The sequence below is a fragment of the Cupriavidus sp. 96C5-1 genome (assembly GCF_057798855.1).
Window position 1 is genome coordinate 18,180 of the sequence record NZ_JBYOJU010000013.1, and the last position, 18,529, is coordinate 36,708.

Genomic DNA, 18,529 nt, shown 5'->3' on the forward strand with positions numbered 1-18,529 from the left:
ATGACAGCCAAATTCACCCCCGAACAACATGCCGCGCTGATCCGCCGCTACTTCGACGCCTGCAACGCGGCCGACTACGACGCGCTGGTGGACTGCTTCACGCCCGACGCCGTGCACTACTTCCCCGCCGGCCTGCCCGAAGTGCCCTGGTGCACCGCCGACACCATCGCCAAAAAATGGATCTGGTGCGTGGAAACGCTCGGCTCGCAATGGACCATCGAGCGCCTCATCGTCAGCCATGACAGCCCTGAAGCGATGATCGAGTGGACGCACTGGAAGAACAAGAGCGGCACCGCGCTGCGCGGCGCCGAGTGGTATGACTTCGATCCGGAAACCGGCAAGATCGCCGAGATCCGCGCCTACTACGCCTCGCCCGCCGACAAGGCAACGCCCATCAACGAACTGGTGGCATTCGACTACGCTGGCCGCGGCTATCACTTGAAGAGCGTATGACCATGACCTCGCTGCTCCAATCCATCGACGCGCGCAGTGGCCAGCCCACCGGCGCAAGCTGGCCGGCCTCCACGCCGACGCAGATCGATGCCGCCGTGGCCTCCGCTGCTGCAGTGGCCGGCCAATGGGGCGCCAGTTCCGCCGCGCAACGCGCGGCCCTGCTGCGCGCGCTTGCCGCCGCGCTCGAAGCCGATCGCGAAACCCTGGTGCCGCAGGCCGACAGCGAGAGCGCGCTCGGCCTGCCGCGCCTGAATGGCGAACTGGACCGCACCGCCTTCCAGCTGCGCGGCTTTGCCGACGTGCTGGAGCGCGGCGACGCGCACGCCAGCCTCGACGATCCCGCCGTGGCCGGCGCGCCACCCGCCGGGCGTCCGCGCTTGACCCGCGTGCGCGTACCCGTGGGGCCGGTGGCGATGTTCTCCGCCAGCAATTTCCCGTTTGCGTTCTCGGTGCTCGGCGGCGACACCGCCGCGGCACTCGCGGCCGGCTGCCCGGTGGTCGTCAAAGCGCATCCGGCGCATCCGGAACTGTCGCGCAAGACCGCCGCGCTGGCGCAGCGCGTCGTGGCCGAACAAGGGCTGCCCGCTGGCATCTTCGGCTTCGTCGAAGGCGCAGCCATCGAGACCGGCGTGCGCCTGGTGCAGGCGGAGGCGATCGCGGCCGTGGCTTTCACCGGCTCGTTCAAGGGCGGCACCGCGCTGGCCAAGGTGGCTGCCGAGCGGCCCCACCCGATTCCGTTCTACGGCGAGCTCGGCTCCGTCAATCCGCTGGTGGTGCTGCCGGCCGCGCTGCGCGGCAACAGCGCGGAGCTGGCGCAGAACCTGGCCAGCTCGATCTGCCTTGGCAGCGGCCAGTTCTGCACCAGCCCCGGCGTGATCGTGGTTGGCAAGGACGCGGCGGGCGACGCCATTGTCGGCGCGCTGGCCGGGGCCCTGGACGCGCTCGCGCCGCATGCCATGCTCAGTGCCGGCATTCGCGCCGCTTTTGACCAGGGCGTGGCGCGCTGGCGCGCGTCCGGCAAGCTCAAGCCACTGCTCAGTGAAGTGGCGCGAGCGGACGCCGGCGGCCTGCCTCGCCCCTACCTCGCCGAAGTCGACGCTGCGGACTTTATCGCCGACCACAGCCTGCACGAGGAAGTCTTCGGCGCCGCCGCGCTGGTGGTGCGGATCGACTCGCCGGAGCAGGCGCAGCAAGTGCTGCGCGCCGTGGGCGGCTCGCTCACCGTGACGCTGTGGGGCGTGGATGCCGGCAGCGAGACACCGGACGCCACCACGCTGGAACTCGTGCGCGCCGCCACCCAGGTGGCCGGGCGTGTGCTGTTTGCGGGCGTGCCCACCGGCGTGGCCGTGACCGCCGCGCAGCAGCACGGAGGCCCCTTCCCCGCGTCGACGCAACCGCTTTCCACCTCAGTGGGCTACGCCGCGCTCGATCGCTTCCTGCGCCCGGTGGCGCTGCAAGACGCGCCGGCCTGGCTGATTGCACGCGCGGGGGTGCCATGCTGAGACATATCGTGTTGTTCCGGCGCAAGCCAGAGGTAACCAAGGACGCAGTGCTGGAGGCGGCGCTGACCGCACGCATGCTGGCCCTCGGCGCGCAGGTCCCGGCCATACGCAGCTGGCGCTTTGCCGCCAATGAGCTGGATCGTGCGATCTGCTGGGACTATGTGCTGGAGTCCGAGGTGGATGGCAAAGCCGCGCTGGATACCTATCTGTTCCATCCTTTGCACCAGGCGCTGGTGGCGGATCTGAAGCCTTACTTTGAGTGGGCCGCGGTGGACTACACGGTTTGAGGCGGCGGGGTTTTCCCGCGCATCGCGCACGACCGTCCCATTTGCTGGGAGTGCGCTGGCGATCCCGCCGCGCGAGCATCGCCAGCGCGCGCAAAGCTTCCTATTGTGTTGATTCCCGCAAGATCAGGACAAAGGAGCCCGGGCATGGAGACACAAGCCAATTCGCATCACCCTGAGCAGCAAGAATTTCCGCTTCCGCAAGCCGCTTCTGCGCAGCGCCGCGGCTTCCTGAAGGGTAGCCTTGCACTGGCGGCCAGCGCCGCCGCCGGTAATGCCGCAGCGCAGTGGACACCTTCGCTGCGCTACCCCGACCCCAGTGTCGTCATCCTCGACCCCTCCTTCTCGAAGTACCGTCTGTTCAACGCCAGCGTGGAACAGCTCGCCACCGGCCTGCGCTGGGCCGAGGGCCCGGTGTGGATCGGCGACGGCGGCTACCTGCTTGTCAGCGACGTGGCGTCCAACCGCATCATGCGCTGGGATGAGGCCAGCGGCCAGCTCACTACCTTCCGCGCGCCAGCCAACTATCCCAACGGCAACACGCGCGACCGCGAGGGCCGGCTCATCACCTGCGAAGGCGCAATCACGCGGCGCATCAGCCGTACCGAGCATAGCGGCAAAGTGCTCACGCTGGCCGACAACTTCGTAGGCAAGCCCTTCAACTCTCCGAACGACATTGTCTGCAAGTCCGATGGCTCCATCTGGTTCACCGATCCGCCCTTCCAGCTCAGCAACAACTACGAAGGGCGCATCGGCAAACCAGAGCTGCCGCACGCGGTTTATCGCATCGACGGCGAGACCGGCAAGCTCACCCAGGTCATCAACGACCTGGCCGGGCCGAACGGCCTGTGCTTCTCGCCGGACGAGAAAACGCTCTATGTGATCGAAGGCCGTGCCCAGCCCAACCGGCTGGTGTGGGCCTACAGCGTCGGGCCCGATGGACGCCTGACGAACCGCACCAAACATATCGACGCCAACGGCCCCGGTGCGCTGGACGGCATCAAGTGCGACGAGGACGGCAACATCTGGGCTGGGTGGGGCAGCGGCGGCGCGCCCGGCGTGGACCCGGCACCGCTGGACGGCGTGATGGTGTTCAATCCCAAGGGCAAGCCCATTGGCCATGTCCGCCTGCCGGAGCGCTGCGCCAACCTGTGCTTCGGCGGCCTGGAGAACAATCGGCTGTTCATGGCCAGCAGCCACTCCATCTACGCGCTGTACGTCAATACGCGTGGCGCCGGCGCTGCCTGACGCGAGGCGGGTGTCAAACGCAACCGGCGCGCTCTTGGGCGCGCCGGTTGCGTATGGCTTGGTGCGGCTTGGTGCGCTATCGCTAGCAACTGCCTACGGCCGCACCCCAAACTCCACCTTGTCCCCCGTCCAGGCCAGCGCCTGCTCGCTCAAGCTAAACCCAAGACCCGGCCGGCTGGGCACGATCATCCTGCCGTCGCGCAACTCCAGCCGCTCGTTGAACATCGGCTCCAGCCATTCGAAATGCTCCAGCCACGGCTCCTGCGGATAGGCAGCAGCCAGGTGCAGGTGGATCTCCATGGCGAAGTGCGGCGCCAGCTTCAGCCCCTTGAAGTCCGCCAGGCTCATGATCTGCAGGAAGGGGGTGATGCCGCCCACGCGCGGCGCGTCGGGCTGCACGAAATCGCTGGCATGCGCGGTGATGAGCTGCGCGTGCTCGCCGAAGCTGGTCAGCATTTCGCCGGTGGCGATCGGCGTATCGAGCGAGGCCGCGAGCGCGGCGTGGCCTTCGATGTCGTAGGCGTCGAGCGGCTCTTCGATCCACACCAGGTTGAACTGCTCCAGCACGCGGCCGAAGCGCTGCGCGGTGGTGCGGTCCCATTGCTGGTTGGCGTCCACCATGAAGGGGAAGTCGTCGCCCAGCAGTTCGCGCACCGCCTTGACGCGCTTGAGGTCGGTGGCGGTATCGGGCTGGCCGACCTTGATCTTGATGCCGCCGATGCCGTTGGCGCGGGAGGCCTCGATGTTCTTCAGGACCTGGTCCAGCGGCATCGACAGGTAGCCGCCGGAGGTGTTGTAGCAGCGCACGGAATCGCGGTGCGCGCCCAGCAGCTTGGCCAGAGGCAGGCCGGCGCGCTTGGCCTTGAGATCCCATAGCGCGATATCGAACGGGGCGATGGCCTGCGTGGTCAGGCCGCTGCGGCCCATCGACGCCCCGGCCCACAGCAGCTTGTTCCAGATGCGGGCGATGTCGTTCGGGTCCTCGCCGATCAGCTCCGGCGCGATCTCCTTGGCGTGGGCGTACATGCCGGGGCCGCCTGCGCGCTTGGAGTAGCCGAAGCCAATACCCTCGTGACCGTCGCGGGTGCGGATCTCGGCAAAGATGAAGGCGATCTCGGTCAGCGGGCGCTGGCGCCCGGTCAGCACCTTGGCGTCGCTGATCGGGGCCGCCAGCGGCAGGGTCACCAGCGAGACCTTGACCCACGCGATACGGTCGCCCGAGGCTTGTGCCGCTGGCATTGGCGCGGCGGTTGCTTGATGTGAAACGTTGCTCATGATTTGTCCTTGTCTCTCTCGAATCCTGTCTTGCGGCGCAGCGCATGTGCGCCGTCATTCCGGCTTGATACCGGCCTCCTTGATGACCTTGCCCCAGCGCTCGGTCTCGGACTGCACAAAGCGCGCGTAGTCCTGCGAGCTGGATGCCACCACCACGAAGCCGCTGGCTTCCAGTCTGGATCGGATCTCCGGCTGCCGGAACGCCTTCATCATCTCCGCCTCCAGCTTGTCGAGGATGGGCTTCGGCGTGCCCTTGGGCGCGGACAGGCCAACCCACGACACCGCCGAGAAACCGGGATAGCCGGATTCCGCCACCGTCGGCACATCCGGGAACAGCGCGTTGCGCTGCGCGCTGGTGACCGCCAGCGCGCGCAGCTTGCCGGCCTTCACATAAGGCAGCACCGCGTCCTGGTTCACGAACATGGTGGGGATCTGGTTGGCCAGCACATCGGTCAGGGCCGGGCCGCCGCCACGGTAAGGGATGCCGACCATGTTCAGGCCCGCTGTCTGCTTGAGCAACTCCATCGCCAGGTGGCCGGACGACGCATTGGTGACGCCGTAGTTGACCTTGCCGGGGTTGGCTTTGACGTAGTCGACGAACGCCTTGAAGCTCTTTGCCGGAAAGGCGGGGTTGACCACCAGCACGTTAGGGCCGGCGATCAGCTGCGAGATCTGGATGAAATCGCGGCTCGAATCGTAGCTGGGCTTGGGCGACATGCCGTGCGCGATCGCGTTGCTGCCGATGCCGGAGAGCAGCAGCGTGTATCCGTCCGCGGGGGCTTTTGCCGCTTGCTCGGCGCCGATGGTGCCGCCGGCGCCGCCCCTGTTCTCGACGATGAACGGCTGCTTGAGCGCCTTGCCGAGCTGCTCGGCGATCAGGCGGCCCATGATGTCGCTGGTGCCGCCGGCCGGGAACGGCACGATCATGCGCACGGGCTTGGCCGGCCAGGTGTCACCTTGTGCGTGCGCGGTGGCCATGATGCCTGCGAGCGCCAGTGCACAACCGGTTAGAAACCTTCTTTTGCTGATGCTTGTCATGCTGTGTCTCCTGATTTTTATAATGAGATGCGGAAGCGCAAGAACTGCAGGGGATCAATCGACCACCCCGATCGGCCAGGGCACGAACTCGTTCAGGCCCACCCCGAGCGCTTCGCTGCAGGTCTTCTCGCCGGAGGCGTGGCGCAGCAACTGCGCGAAGATCTGCTGGCCCATCTGCTCGATAGTGGCTTCGCCGTCGATCACCACGCCGCAGTTGATATCCATGTCCTTGGCCATGCGCTGGTACATCGGCGTGTTGCTGGCCAGCTTGATGGTGGGCGCGGGCACCGAGCCAAAGCAGGAGCCGCGTCCGGTGGTGAAGCAGATCAGGTTGGCGCCGCCGGCAATCTGCCCGGTGGCGGAGACCGGGTCGTAGCCCGGCGTGTCCATGAACACCAGGCCGTGCTGCGTCACCGGTTCGGCGTATTTGTAGACTTCCATCAGCGGCGCGTTGCCGCCTTTCTTGGCGCCGCCCAGGCTTTTTTCCAGCACGTTGGCGAGACCACCCGCGTTGTTGCCGGGGCTGACGCGCCCGTTGATCTGCGTGTCGCGGCCCTTGTTGTATTCGAGCCACCAGTTGATGCGTTCGACCAGTTTCCGGCCCACCTCGGGCGTGACCGCGCGGGCGGTCAAGGTCTGCTCCACACCGAAGATCTCCGAGGTCTCCGACAGGATCGCGGTGCCGCCGTGGCGCACCAGGATCTCCATCGCCGCACCCAGCGCGGGATTGGCCGACAGGCCGGAAAAGCCATCGGAGCCACCGCATTGCAGCCCGACGGTGATGTGCTCCGCCGAAACGGGCTCACGCGTAACGGCATTGGCCGTGGACAGCATCTGCTCGACCAGCGCGATGCCGGCCTCGATGGCGCGGCGCGTGCCGCCGGCGTCCTCGATCACCAGCGTCTTCAGCATGGGGCCAGGCTGCAGGCCCTGGTCGGTCAGGAAGGCGGGCAATGCGTTGTGCTCGTGCCCGAGCGCGATCACCAGCGCGCCCGCGGTGTTGGGGTGGCGGATGTAGCCGCCAAGCGTGCGGCGCAGCAGGTCCATCGGCTCGCCGCTCATCTCCATGCCGCTGCCTTGCTCGTGCACATAAGGCACCACGCCATCGACGCTGGGAAAATCCGCCATGCGCTGGGCGTCGAACGCGTTGGCGATCTTGCGCGCCACCGTGGCGCCGCTATGGCCCACCAGGAACACGCCGATGTAGTTGCGCGTGGCCACGCGGCCATCGGCGCGCACGATGCCCATGAACTGCGCACGCTGCGCCGGCGGCACGTAGTCCGTGGGCTTGTAGTCCAGGCCGTGGCGGTAGTCCTTTACCAGCTCGCCGAAGGCAATATTGTGGCTGTGCATCCAGGTGCCGGGGGGCAGGTCATCGGCCGCGAAGCCGATCACCGTGTTGTACTTGAGCACCGGCTCGCCCTTGGCGATAAAGCGCGCGGCCACCTTGTGGCCGGACGGCACGAGCTGCAGCGTGACAAGACTCTCGCCGGGCACGGCGGTGCCGGCTGGCACTTCCATGCGCGCCACCACCACATTGTCCTGGGGGTCGAGGCGGATAAAGGGGTTGCGCGCGCTGTCCTGCCTATCGGGATTGGGATCGGGATTGGGATTCATCTTGTTGTCCTTTGCGAAGTCGTTCAGGCGAGCACGCCGATGGGCCAGGGCACGAACTCGTTCTCGCCCACGCCCAGCGCTTCGCTGCAGGTCTTCTCGCCGGAGGCATGGCGCAACATCTGCGCGAAAATGCGTTGCCCCATCTCCGCCACCGTTGCCGCGCCGTCCACCACCGGGCCGCAATCGATGTCGAGGTCGTCCTCCATGCGCTTGAAGGTGCGCGTGTTGGAGGCCAGCTTGATGGTGGGCGCGGGCAACGCGCCAAAGCCCGAGCCCGTGCCCGTGGTCAAGCAGATCAGGTTGGCGCCGCCGGCAATCTGCCCGGTGGCGGAAACCGCTTCATAGCTGGGCGCATCCATGAACACCAGGCCGCGCGCCGTGACGGGATGCGCGTACTCGTAGACCGCCGTCACAGGGGAGCTGCCGGCGCGGCGCACGCCGCTGGCGGCCTTCTCCAGCGCGTTGCTCAGGCCGGTGGCGCCGCCGTCGGCGCGCACGCGGCGGTTGAGCTGGGTATCGCGCCCCGCGTGGTACTGGCGCCACCAGGCCATGCGCTGCGCGAGCTGGCCAGCCACCTCCGGCGTCGCGGCCCGCGCGGCAAAGCGCTGCCCCAGGCTTGCCAGGTCTACGGTTTCCGACAGGATCGCCGTGCCGCCCTGGGCCACGAGCAGGTCCACGGCCGCGCCCAGCGCCGGATTGGCCGAGATGGCGGAGAAGCCATCCGGCCCGGCCGCTTGCAGGCCCACCACCAGGTGCTGCGCCGAAACCGGCTGGCGCACATGCGCGTTGGCCGCCGGCAGCATCTGCTCGACGATGGCAATGCCCGCCTCGATGGTGTTGGCGGTGCCGCCGATTTCCTGCATCACCAGCGTCTTCAGGGTAGGGCCTACTTCAAGCTTCTCCTGCTCCAGGAAGCCGTAGATATTGTTGCGCTCGCAACCCAGCGCGATCACCAGCGCGCCGGCGATATTGGGATTGCGGATGGTGCCCGACAAGGTGCGGCGCAGCAGGTCCATCGGCTCTCCCGTCATCTCCATGCCGCAGCCGATTTCGTGCACGAAGGGCACCACGCCGTCGACATTGGGATACGCTGCCAGGCGCGACCCGGTGAACCAGTCGGCCACCTTGCGCGCGGCGGTGGCGCCGCAATTCCCCACCACGAACACGCCGATATAGTTGCGCGTGGCCACGCGCCCGTCGGCACGCACGAAGCCCTGGAAGACGGCACGCCGCGCCGCAGGCACGGCTTGCAGCGACGTGCTTGCGCAGGCGGCCTCGGCTGGGGCATCGCTGGCCGCGTCATCCGCCGCCAGGTTGTGCGCATGCACCCAGCCACCGGCCGGCACGTCTTCGGCGGCACGCCCGATGGCGATGCCGCCCTTGATCACCGGCTCGCCTTTGCGGATGGCCCGCACGGCGAGCTTGTGCCCCCCGGGGATGCCCTGCAATGTGTTGGCGCCGGCTTCCGGCAAGAGTGTGCCGGCTGCGATCTCCGTGCGCGCCAGCACGACATTGTCGGGCTCGGCAAGGCGGACGGTGAGCTTGTATGAGAACGGGTTCATGGTGTCTTGGTGAGGCCTGGCGCCAGCGTTTTGCCGCAGGATGGCGGGCCGCTGCGCGCCCTGATGGATGCGCTTCCATTTTTCGGGATGGTGGCCGACAATACAAGCCTGCCCGGCGCCACCCGGGCGCCGGTTTCCCATGATCTGGGACAAAGCCGCGGCCAAATGCGCCGTGAAGTGATTCGCACCGATCAAATCAGGGAAAACGCGTAGCGGACGGCACCGCCCCACCCTTCACCGATACCAAGCCAATGGCAACCGACAAGGCCGCGCCAGCACCGCAACACGACCCTGCCCCCGGCGGCGGCCGCATGGTCGACGTGGCCCGCATGGCCGGCGTATCGCGCGTGACGGTCTCGCGCGCCATCAGCCATCCGCACCAGGTCTCGCCCGCCACCTTGGCGGCCGTGCGGGACGCCATCGCCAGGCTGGGCTATGTGCCCAACCTGAACGCCGGCAGCCTCGCCTCGCGGCGTTCGCGCATCGTCGGGGCCATCGTGCCCACGTTGTCCAATGCATGGTTTGCCGAGACCATGGACGGCCTGGGCGAAGTGCTGGAGGCCAGTGGCTACCAGTTGCTGCTCGGCCAGACACGCTACCGGCAGGCCCAGGAAGAAAGCCTGATCGATGCCTTTATCGGCCGGCAGGTGGATGCGGTGGTGCTGACGGGCGTGAGCCACGCTGGCACGGTGCGCGCCAAGCTGCGCCGCAGCGGCATGCCGGTGGTGGAAACGTGGGATCTCACCGACGACCCCATTGACATGGTGGCGGGCTTCTCCAACCGGGAGGCCGGCGCCGCGGTGGCCAGGCACCTGCTGGCGCGCGGGTACCGCCATCTCGGCTTTGTCGGCGCCGAGGAAGACCGTGCACTGAAACGCCTGGCGGGCTACCGCGAGACCATCGCCGCGCAGGGAGTGCCCAAGGTGACGGTCTGCACGGTGGCGCCGCCCTCCTCCATCGCGGACGGCGTGCGCGGCCTCGTCGAACTGGTGCGCCAGAATCCGCAACTGCAGGCCGTGTACTGCAGCAACGACACGCTCGGCGTGGGCGCGCTGCAGGCGTGCCGCGAACAGGGCTGGGCGGTGCCGGGGCGCATGGCGGTGGTGGGCTTCTCCGACCTGGCCATCGCCGCGGCCAGCGTGCCGGCGCTGAGCAGCGTCAAGGTGCGCTCGCATGAGATGGGCAGGTGTGCCGGGCAGATGCTGCTGGCTCGCCTTGGCGCACCGGATAGCGCGTTCGAACGTGAAGCCCGCATCGTCGATCTCGGCTTCAGCGTGATCGCACGCGACAGCAGTTGAGGCCCGCCATGAAGCACGCCAAACCCGCTGATCAGCAAATGCAGGCCCGTACCGGCGCCGTGCGCATGGCGGACGTGGCTCGCGCCGCCGGCGTGGCCAGCGTGACGGTGTCGCGCGTGATCAACCATCCCGATACGGTCGCGCAGGCCACGCGCGAACTGGTGCGGGCCACCATCCGGCAACTCGGCTACGTGCCGGACCTGACCGCCGGCAGCCTGGCTTCCACCCGATCGAAGATCGTCGGGGCCATCGTGCCCACGCTGTCCAACGCATGGTTCGCCGACACCATGGACGGCCTGGCCGCCGCGCTGGCGCCGCAGGGCTACCAGCTGATGCTGGCACAGTCGAGCTATCACCCGCGCGAGGAGGCAGGCCTGGTCGACGCCTTCCTCGGCCGGCGCGTGGATGCCATCGTGCTGACGGGCGTGAGCCATGAGAAGAGCGTGCGCGACAAGCTGCGCCGGCTCGGCCTGCCGGTGGTGGAAACCTGGGACCTGACCGACGACCCGATCGACATGGCAGTGGGCTTTTCCAACGCCGGCGTGGGCGCGGCGGTGGCGCAATACCTGCGCGAGCGCGGGCACCGGCACATGGGCTTTATCGGCGCGGACGAGTTGCGTGCGCGCAAGCGGCTCGAAGGCTTGCAGGCGCACCTGGTCGAGCTTGGCATGGCGCCGGCCGAAGTGGAATGGCTGCCGCCGCCCTCCACCATCGACGCCGGCACGCAGGCATTGACGCGCCTGCTGGAGCGCGCCCCGCACATCCAGGCCGTCTTCTGCAGCAACGACATCCTCGGCGTGGGCGCGCTGCTGGCATGCCGTCAGCACGGCTGGCAAGTGCCGGGACGTGTCGCGGTGGTGGGCTTCTCCGACCTGGCGATGGCGGCGGCCAGCTATCCCACGCTGACCACGGTGCAGGTGCAGCCCCGCGAGCTGGGGCGCCAGGCCGGCGAGGTATTGCTGCGCCGGCTGCAAGGCGCCGCTCGGCCCAGCCGCCGCGCGCAGCGGGTGATGGACCTCGGCTTTCGCATCGTGCCGCGCGAAAGCGCATAGGTGCAAGGGTGCATGAGTGCATCGGTACGTCGACGTACAATCTCCGCATTCAAGGAAATGATCCAAGAAGACAGGCATGGCAGTCGTCGGACCGGACGTGAGAGCTTGCCACCCGCCGCCAACGCGCATGAATCGGCCTACCTCTAGGGATCGGCACCGACACCAATATCCAGGACTTCGCGATGCTGCATATCGGGGACCGCACGCCGACGATTGAGGCGGGTCCCCCTCAGAAGATATCCGGCTCCCGCGTCGGCGCCGTCCCTCCCAGCAACGCAAAGTCACACCCTTCATCCGCCTGCGTCACCTGCTGCGCGAAGATCGCGCCATAGCCCCGCCGGTAGCGCGGCAGCGGTGGCGTCCACGCCGCGCGGCGGCGCGCCAGCTCGGCGTCGTCCACCAGCAACGCCAGCTTGCGCGCAGGGATGTCCAGTTCGATCAGGTCGCCGGTGCGCACCAGCGCCAGCGGCCCGCCGACAAACGATTCCGGCGCCACGTGCAGCACGCACGCGCCGAAGCTGGTGCCGCTCATGCGCGCGTCGCTGATACGCACCATGTCGCGCACGCCTTGCTCCAGCAGCTTCTTGGGGATCGGCAGTTGCCCCCATTCCGGCATGCCCGGTCCGCCCAACGGCCCGGCATTGCGCAGCACCAGCACGCTGTTGGCATCGATGTCGAGATCGGGCGTGTCGATGCCGGCGTTCAGCGCTTCGTAGCTGTCGAACACCACCGCGCGGCCGGTGTGGCGGTGCAGGTGCGGCTCGGCGGCGGCGGGCTTGATGACGGCGCCGCCGGGGGCGAGGTTGCCGCGCAGCACGGCGAGGCTGCCGCCGCCGACCAGCGCGCGTTCCACCGGCAGGATCACATCGTCGTCATGCACCGGGGCGCCGGCGATGTTGTCGCCTAGCGTGCGGCCGTTGACGGTAAGTGCATCCGTGCGCAACAGCGGCCGCAAGCGTTCCAGCAGTCCGCGCAACCCGCCCGCGTAGAAGAAGTCCTCCATCAGGTACTTGCCGGCCGGACGCAGGTTGGCGATCAACGGCGTGTTGGCGGCAAGCGCGTCAAAGCGCTGCAAATCCAGCGCCACGCCGGCGCGCCGCGCCATCGCCACCAGGTGCACCAGCGCATTGGTGGAGCCGCCCAGCGCCAGCACGCACACCACGGCATTGTCGAAGGCTTCGGCGCTCAGCACCGTGGACGGCGTGAGGTCCTCCCACACCATCCCGACGATGCGCCGCCCGGTCTGCACGGCCATCTGCGCGTGGCGCGAGTCCGGCGCGGGAATCGACGCCGCGCCCGGCAAGGTCAGGCCCATGGCTTCGGCGGCGCTGGTCATGGTGGACGCCGTGCCCATGGTCATGCAGTGCCCGGGCGAGCGGGCGATGCCGCCCAGTACTTCCTCCCAGTCGTCATGCGTGATGGTGCCCGCGCGCAGTTCGGCCCAGTTCCTGAACATGTCGGAACCCGAGCCCAGCGTCTTGCCGCCGGCATTGCCGCGCAGCATGGGCCCGGCCGGCATGAAGATGGCGGGCAGGTTCATCGAGGTGGCGCCCATGATCAGGCCGGGCGTGGTCTTGTCGCAGCCGCCCATCAGCACCACGCCATCCACCGGATAGGAGCGCAGCAGTTCCTCGGCTTCCATCGCCAGCAGGTTGCGGTACAGCAGTGCGCTGGGCTTCTGGAACGGCTCGGCCAGCGACATGGCGGGCATTTCCAGCGGAAATCCGCCGGCCTGCCAGATGCCGCGCTTGACCTCTTCCGCGCGTTCCTTGAAGTGCGTATGGCACGGGTTGATCTCGCTCCATGTGTTGAGGACGGCGATGACTGGCTTGCCGCGATATTCCTCGGCACCAAAGCCGATCTGCGCCATGCGCGAGCGGTGGTTGAAGGTGCGCATGGACGCCTTGCCGAACCAGCGGTGCGAGCGCAGTTCTTCCGGCGTCTTGCGAGTTGACTGCTGGGTGTCCGTCATGATGCTGCGCCGCGATGCTTAGCCGCGCACCGGCGTGGACCACACGCCGGCCGCCTGCAACAGCCCGCGCGTATAGCCCAGCGCGAAGGACATGAAGCGCTCGCGATTCTCGTCAAGGTCGGACACGGGCACGTGGTCCGGGCACAGCGGGCCCTTGTAGCCACCGCGCTGGTAAGCCTTGATGGCCTGGAACATGTCGACGTCGCCCTCATCCGGGAAGACCTCCTGGAAGTCCAGATAGCCGCCGCGGATATTGCGGAAGTGAACCATGAAGATGCGGCCGGTAGCGGCAAACTCCTCGATCACCGGGATCATCGCGCGGCCCGGCTCCCTGAACATCTCGGCAACCGTGCCCTGGCAGAAATTCAGGCCGTGGTTGGCGCTCGGGCTGAGTGCGAGGAACCGGCGGATGCCGTCGGCCGAGCCGACCACGTGCTCGATGCCATTGAGGCCACCCACCGGGTAGGCGGGGTCGTGCGGATGGCAAGCCAGGCGCACGCCGGCGCGGTCGGCGGCGGGCACCAGCCCTTCGACCAGGAACTCGATGGCGTCCCAGCCGGCCCGCTCGGTCACCGGCGGCACGTCGCGCGCCATTTTCTGGCCGCACAGCATGGCGGTCTCGGCGTCGCCTTCATCCTGGTTGGTGGGGTAGCCCACGCCCCAGTAGGAATGCTTGCGGTCGTCGTCGGCCGAGTACTCGGCGTAGACGAAGCCGGAGTTCTGCGCGCCGCCGCGTCCCGGCTTGAGGCCGGTGCGGGTGATGCCAACCATCTGCACGTTGTACTTGAGGCAGGTGATGCCGGCGTCGGCCGCCACCTGGATGTTCCGCGCCAGCAGGTCGCGCTGCTTGCGCGCGCTGTCGAGATCCACCAGCGAATCCAGCAGGATGGAGCCCACGTCGAGCGCGAACACGTCGAGCTTCAGGCCGAAGCCCTCCACCCACTTGCGATAGGCAGTGAGCTTGCCGGCATTCCAGGCGCTGACGCCGCCGCTGGCCGACACCAGTTCGGTGCCGCGGTTGTCCAGCACCACGCTCTCGACCCCGAGCTGGGTGGATAAGCGCAGGCGGCGCTCGTCGGGGTTGAGTAGCTGTTCGCTGATGTACATGCTGCGTCTCCTGGATGCGAATTGGGGCGCGGGCGTCTTGGCCGCCACGTCGCTCCACGCTGGAGCCGGGGCATGTCCACCCGCGATGAACACGTGTCCATTCTTCTGGAAGCGGCTGCCTGCCGCAAGCTCGGAACGCGCCCGGCGCGCGCCAGACCGCCTCGGCGTCCCAGGATGTGGAAAATGCAGGCAATCGGCATCCGGCTTGCGAGGATGGCAAACAATCGGCCGGTCCGGCGGGCCGAAGCTGCACATCTTCACCGCATTTCCCAAGGACTGGGACGCCGCCCACCCTCGGCGCCGGGCACCGCTATCTTGTTGCCAGGTCCTTCTCTAGCATGCAGCCATACACCCCGGCAGCACGCTGCCTCGGGGACGCGCCGCCATACAAGGCCCGGCGCCTTTCGTGCCCTCAAACAAGACTGGAGACCGCCATGTCAGCCGTCATGACATCCGCCACCTCGAATGCGGCGGAGTCCGCCTCCGCGGCCCCATCCACCACCACCGCACAGCCCACGGCAGCCGCCATCGCCAGCGGGCGTTACCGTTACCTGATGCTGGCCCTGATCACCATCGTGCTGGCGCTGAGCACCGGCGACCGCGCCACGTTATCGGTGGCGGGCCCGCATATGGGCAAGGAACTCGGGCTCGATGCGGTGCAGATGGGCTGGCTGTTTTCTTCCTTTGCCTGGGCCTATGTGCTGAGCCAGGTGCCGGCCGGCTGGCTGGTGGACAAGATCGGCGCCAAACAGGCCATCGGCCTGGGGCTGGTGCTGTGGTCGCTCACCACCTTGCTGATGAGCACGGTGCACTGGTTTGCCTTTGCCTTCATTGCGCTGCTGGTGCTGCGCTTCCTGCTGGGCGCGATGGAGTCGCCGGTGGGACCGTCATCGGGACGGGTGATCGCGGCGTGGTTTCCCTCCACCGAACGCGGCGTGGCCGGCGCGATCTTCAATAGCGCGCAGTACCTGTCGCTGGTGGTGTTCACGCCGCTGATGGGCTGGCTCGACCATCGTTTCGGCTGGCAGCACATCTTCTCGGTGATGGGCGCGCTGGGGCTGCTGCTGGCGTGGGCGTGGTATCGGCTCTATCACGCGCCAGCCGCGCATCCGCGCGTGACGCAGGCCGAGATCGACTACATCGAGCAAGGCGGCGCGCTGGTGCATCTCGGCGGCAAGAGCGCCAAGGGCAGCAAGGGCCCGACGCTGGCGCAGCTCGGCCAACTGTTCCAGAGCCGCATGCTGGTGGGCATCTTCATCGCGCAGTACTGCATCAGCGCGATCACCTGGTTCTTTGTCTCGTGGTTCCCGAGCTACCTGGTCAACGGGCGCGGCTTCTCCATCCTGCAGGCGGGTTTTGTGGCCGCTGTACCAGCGATCTTCGGCTTTGTCGGCGGCGTCTCCACCGGCTTCGTGTCGGACGCCCTGCTGCGCCGCACCGGCTCGCTGACCCTGGCGCGCAAGCTGCCGATCACCATCGGGCTGCTGCTCAGCGCGACCATGATTGCCTGCAACTACGTCGACACCGACTGGATCGTGATCGCGTTGATGAGCATCGCCTTCTTCGGCAAGGGATTCGGCTCGCTGGGCTGGACCGTGGTGGCCGACACCGCGCCGGCATCCATCGTGGGCAGCACCGGCGGCGTGTTCAATGCCGTGGGCAATATCGCCGGCATCGTCACGCCGATCGTGATCGGCTACATCGTGGCCGATACGCATTCCTTCAATGGCGCGCTGGTGTATGTCGGCGCGCATGGCCTGCTGGCCATCCTGAGCTACTGGCTGATCGTGGGCCGGATCGAGCGGGTGGTGCTGCCGGCGAAAGGCTGAGGGCTGGGCCTTGCCGCGCATGCGCTAAGCATGCCTCATACAGCCCTGGCAACCGGATCGAAGGCCGCGCGATCCCGCGCCCGGCGAATACGCTCAGAAAGCCCGGCATGGCGCAGCTGCGCTCGCAATGTCAGCAAACATGATGGGCTCTGCCTGCGCCGGCGCTCCCCAAGGAGCCTCAGCCATTCCCACCACAAGCCCCCATGATCGCGCGCATGCCATCATCAGCGTGTCGGGCCTGCGCCACGGCGCAGACCGCTTGCAGATGCGCCCAGTTCCTGCGCAATGACCGCATTGGTGTGACCCTCGTGGGCCCACAACGCTATTCGCGCGCGGGTTCTGGACTCAGATCCCTCCCTCCGCCGAACGGCACTGGCCTGCCGCGGACTCTCGTCTCCCGTCAGCCAAGCCAGCCCTTGATGGTTGCCGACATGACACTGGCCGAAATCCCATAACGATCATGCAGTGTCGGCAGGGCCCCGGCGTCGAGGAAGGCATCCGGCAGGCCGATCTGCCGGAATGGGGCGTTGACGCCCGCCCGCATCAGCGCTGCCGCCACGCCTTCGCCAAGACCGCCGATCACCGTGTGGTTCTCCGCGACCACGACGAGCCGGCCGGCGCGCTGAGCCTCGCGCACGATGGTCTCGGTGTCGAGGGGCTTGATCGTCGGCACGTGCAGCACGGCCGTGCCGATGCGATCCGCCTCCAGCGCCTTGGCCACTTCGAGCGCGCGCATGGTCATGATGCCCGACGAAATCACCAGCACCTCCGCGCCGTCGCGCAGCAGCTTTGCCTTGCCAAGCTCAAAGCGATAGCCGTACTCGTCCAGCACCACGGGCACGTTGCCGCGCAACAGCCGCGCGTAGACAGGACCGCGATGCGCGGCGATGGCCGGCACCATTTGCTCGATATCCAGCGCGTCGCACGGATCGATGACCGTCATGTTCGGCATCGCACGCATCAATGCCAGATCTTCGGCGGCCTGATGGCTTGGCCCGTAGCCTGTCGTCAGGCCCGGCAGCGCGCAGACGATCTTCACGTCCAGGTTGTCTTCGGCGATGGCCTGGTGCATGAAGTCGTAGGCGCGGCGCGTGGCAAACACTGCGTACGTGGTGACAAAGGGCTGTGCCCCCTCATGCGCAAGGCCGGCGGCGGCGCCCATCAGCAACTGCTCGGCCATGCCCATCTGGTAGTAGCGCTCGGGGAACGCCTTCGCAAACAGATGCAGGTCGGTGTACTTGCCGAGGTCCGCCGTCATGCCGATGACGTCGGGCTTGGTGCCGGCCAGTTCCACCAGCGCCTGTCCGAACGGGGCCGGACGCGTCGCCTGGCCTTCTCCGGCAATCGACGCGATCATCGCCGACGTCTTCAGTCGCGGCTTGTTCAAGGTTGCGTTGCTCATGCTTGCCTCCCGGCTTCCAGTGCTTCCAGCGCGAGCTGCCACTCGTGGGCGTCGACGCGGATAAAGTGGTTCTTTTCGCGTTGCTCCAGGAAAGGAACGCCGCAGCCCATGCGGGTATCGCAGACGATCATGCGAGGCTGCGCGCCCGGATGCGAGCGCGCCGCGTCGAATGCAGCCGCCACCGCCTCGATATCGTTGCCATCGACGCGCTGGGTAAACCAGCCGAACGCCTCCAGCTTTGGCACCAGCGGCTCGAACGCCATGATCTGGGTCGAGGGGCCATCGGCCTGCTGGTTGTTGACGTCGACAATCGCGATCAGGTTGTCCAGCTTCCAGTGGCTCGCCGACATGATGCCTTCCCAGATCGCGCCCTCATCCAGTTCGCCATCCGAGAACAGCGTATAGACAAAGGCATCGGAGCCCTTGCGCTTGAGGCCCAGGCAGCGGCCGACGGCGATCGTCAGGCCCTGCCCCAGCGATCCGCCGGACATCTCCATGCCTGGCGTATAGCTTGCCATGCCCGACATCGGCAGGCGGCTATCGTCGCTGCCATACGTCTCCAACTCGTCCGCCGGCAGGATGCCGGCTTCAAACAAGGCGGCATACAAGGCAATGGCGTAATGCCCGTTGGACAGGAGGAAGCGATCGCGCCCCTCCCATTCGGGATCTTCCGGGCGGTATCGCATGGCGCCGAAGTATGCGACGGCCAGGACGTCGGCAATGTCAAGTGCTTGCCCGATGTAGCCCTGTCCCTGCACTTCACCCATCAACAGGGCATTCCTGCGGATGCGATAGGCGCGCTCTGGTAATGGGACGGATGGCGCGGATGACGCCGGCGCGTCGGATGAAGAAGAATGCATGTTCGTCTCCTGCATGAATCTGATGATCAA

At 67.4% G+C, this 18,529-nt stretch carries 15 protein-coding genes; 7 read left to right on the forward strand and 8 right to left on the reverse strand.

What is annotated here, in order from left to right; all coding sequences use genetic code 11:
* From AC3FOF_RS16300 to AC3FOF_RS16315, 4 genes are all read left to right on the forward strand, one after another.
* On the forward strand, positions 1–453 hold the full coding sequence (locus AC3FOF_RS16300; protein WP_017230542.1) for a nuclear transport factor 2 family protein: 453 nt from the start codon (positions 1–3) through the stop codon (positions 451–453).
* Positions 450–1,955: an aldehyde dehydrogenase (NADP(+)) gene (locus AC3FOF_RS16305; RefSeq protein ID WP_488727126.1), complete on the forward strand. Its 1,506-nt coding sequence runs from the start codon at positions 450–452 to the stop codon at positions 1,953–1,955. The genes AC3FOF_RS16300 and AC3FOF_RS16305 overlap by 4 nt, the downstream gene beginning before the upstream one ends.
* Positions 1,949–2,242, forward strand: coding sequence for a Dabb family protein (locus AC3FOF_RS16310; protein WP_488727127.1), 294 nt, complete (start codon positions 1,949–1,951; stop codon positions 2,240–2,242). The genes AC3FOF_RS16305 and AC3FOF_RS16310 overlap by 7 nt, the downstream gene beginning before the upstream one ends.
* A gap of 144 nt (positions 2,243–2,386) precedes the next feature.
* The gene (locus AC3FOF_RS16315; protein WP_488727128.1) at positions 2,387–3,487 is read left to right on the forward strand and encodes an SMP-30/gluconolactonase/LRE family protein; all 1,101 of its coding nucleotides are present in this window, start codon (positions 2,387–2,389) and stop codon (positions 3,485–3,487) included.
* A 93-nt stretch (positions 3,488–3,580) separates the two neighbouring features.
* Here AC3FOF_RS16315 and AC3FOF_RS16320 read toward each other — a convergent pair whose 3' ends face one another.
* The 4 genes from AC3FOF_RS16320 to AC3FOF_RS16335 are packed head-to-tail and all read right to left on the reverse strand — an operon-like array spanning position 3,581 to position 8,979.
* Positions 3,581–4,762, reverse strand: coding sequence for an L-talarate/galactarate dehydratase (locus AC3FOF_RS16320; protein ID WP_035804872.1), 1,182 nt, complete (start codon positions 4,760–4,762; stop codon positions 3,581–3,583).
* Between the two features lie 54 nt (positions 4,763–4,816).
* Positions 4,817–5,800 (reverse strand): tripartite tricarboxylate transporter substrate binding protein, encoded by a 984-nt coding sequence (locus AC3FOF_RS16325; RefSeq protein ID WP_017223812.1) that lies wholly within the window; start codon positions 5,798–5,800, stop codon positions 4,817–4,819.
* 54 nt (positions 5,801–5,854) lie between these two features.
* Complete coding sequence (locus AC3FOF_RS16330; RefSeq protein ID WP_488727129.1) at positions 5,855–7,417, reverse strand: UxaA family hydrolase; 1,563 nt, start codon at positions 7,415–7,417, stop codon at positions 5,855–5,857.
* Between the two features lie 23 nt (positions 7,418–7,440).
* Entirely contained in the window at positions 7,441–8,979 is a 1,539-nt protein-coding gene (locus tag AC3FOF_RS16335; RefSeq protein WP_488727130.1) for a UxaA family hydrolase, read from the reverse strand.
* A 251-nt stretch (positions 8,980–9,230) separates the two neighbouring features.
* On the opposite strand from AC3FOF_RS16335, the gene AC3FOF_RS16340 reads away from it, so the two are divergent.
* Both AC3FOF_RS16340 and AC3FOF_RS16345 read left to right on the forward strand, forming a co-directional pair.
* Complete coding sequence (locus AC3FOF_RS16340) at positions 9,231–10,277, forward strand: LacI family DNA-binding transcriptional regulator (RefSeq protein ID WP_488727131.1); 1,047 nt, start codon at positions 9,231–9,233, stop codon at positions 10,275–10,277.
* Positions 10,278–10,285: 8 nt separating this feature from the next.
* Positions 10,286–11,329 (forward strand): LacI family DNA-binding transcriptional regulator, encoded by a 1,044-nt coding sequence (locus AC3FOF_RS16345; protein ID WP_488727132.1) that lies wholly within the window; start codon positions 10,286–10,288, stop codon positions 11,327–11,329.
* Positions 11,330–11,558: 229 nt separating this feature from the next.
* Here the strand turns inward: AC3FOF_RS16345 and araD are convergent, their stop codons facing one another.
* Positions 11,559–13,301, reverse strand: a complete 1,743-nt coding sequence (araD, locus tag AC3FOF_RS16350; RefSeq protein WP_488727133.1) for an L-arabinonate dehydratase — start codon at positions 13,299–13,301, stop codon at positions 11,559–11,561.
* Positions 13,302–13,319: 18 nt separating this feature from the next.
* Positions 13,320–14,408, reverse strand: a complete 1,089-nt coding sequence (locus AC3FOF_RS16355; RefSeq protein ID WP_488727134.1) for a mannonate dehydratase — start codon at positions 14,406–14,408, stop codon at positions 13,320–13,322.
* Between the two features lie 446 nt (positions 14,409–14,854).
* Here AC3FOF_RS16355 and AC3FOF_RS16360 point away from each other — a divergent pair, with 446 nt between their 5' ends.
* The gene (locus tag AC3FOF_RS16360; RefSeq protein WP_488727215.1) at positions 14,855–16,237 is read left to right on the forward strand and encodes an MFS transporter; all 1,383 of its coding nucleotides are present in this window, start codon (positions 14,855–14,857) and stop codon (positions 16,235–16,237) included.
* Between the two features lie 400 nt (positions 16,238–16,637).
* Here the strand turns inward: AC3FOF_RS16360 and AC3FOF_RS16365 are convergent, their stop codons facing one another.
* Positions 16,638–17,639 (reverse strand): transketolase family protein, encoded by a 1,002-nt coding sequence (locus AC3FOF_RS16365; protein WP_017225153.1) that lies wholly within the window; start codon positions 17,637–17,639, stop codon positions 16,638–16,640.
* A complete protein-coding gene (locus AC3FOF_RS16370) occupies positions 17,636–18,499 on the reverse strand; it encodes a transketolase (protein WP_488727135.1) in 864 nt (287 codons plus the stop codon). The genes AC3FOF_RS16365 and AC3FOF_RS16370 overlap by 4 nt, the downstream gene beginning before the upstream one ends.
* Positions 18,500–18,529 lie beyond the last annotated feature (30 nt).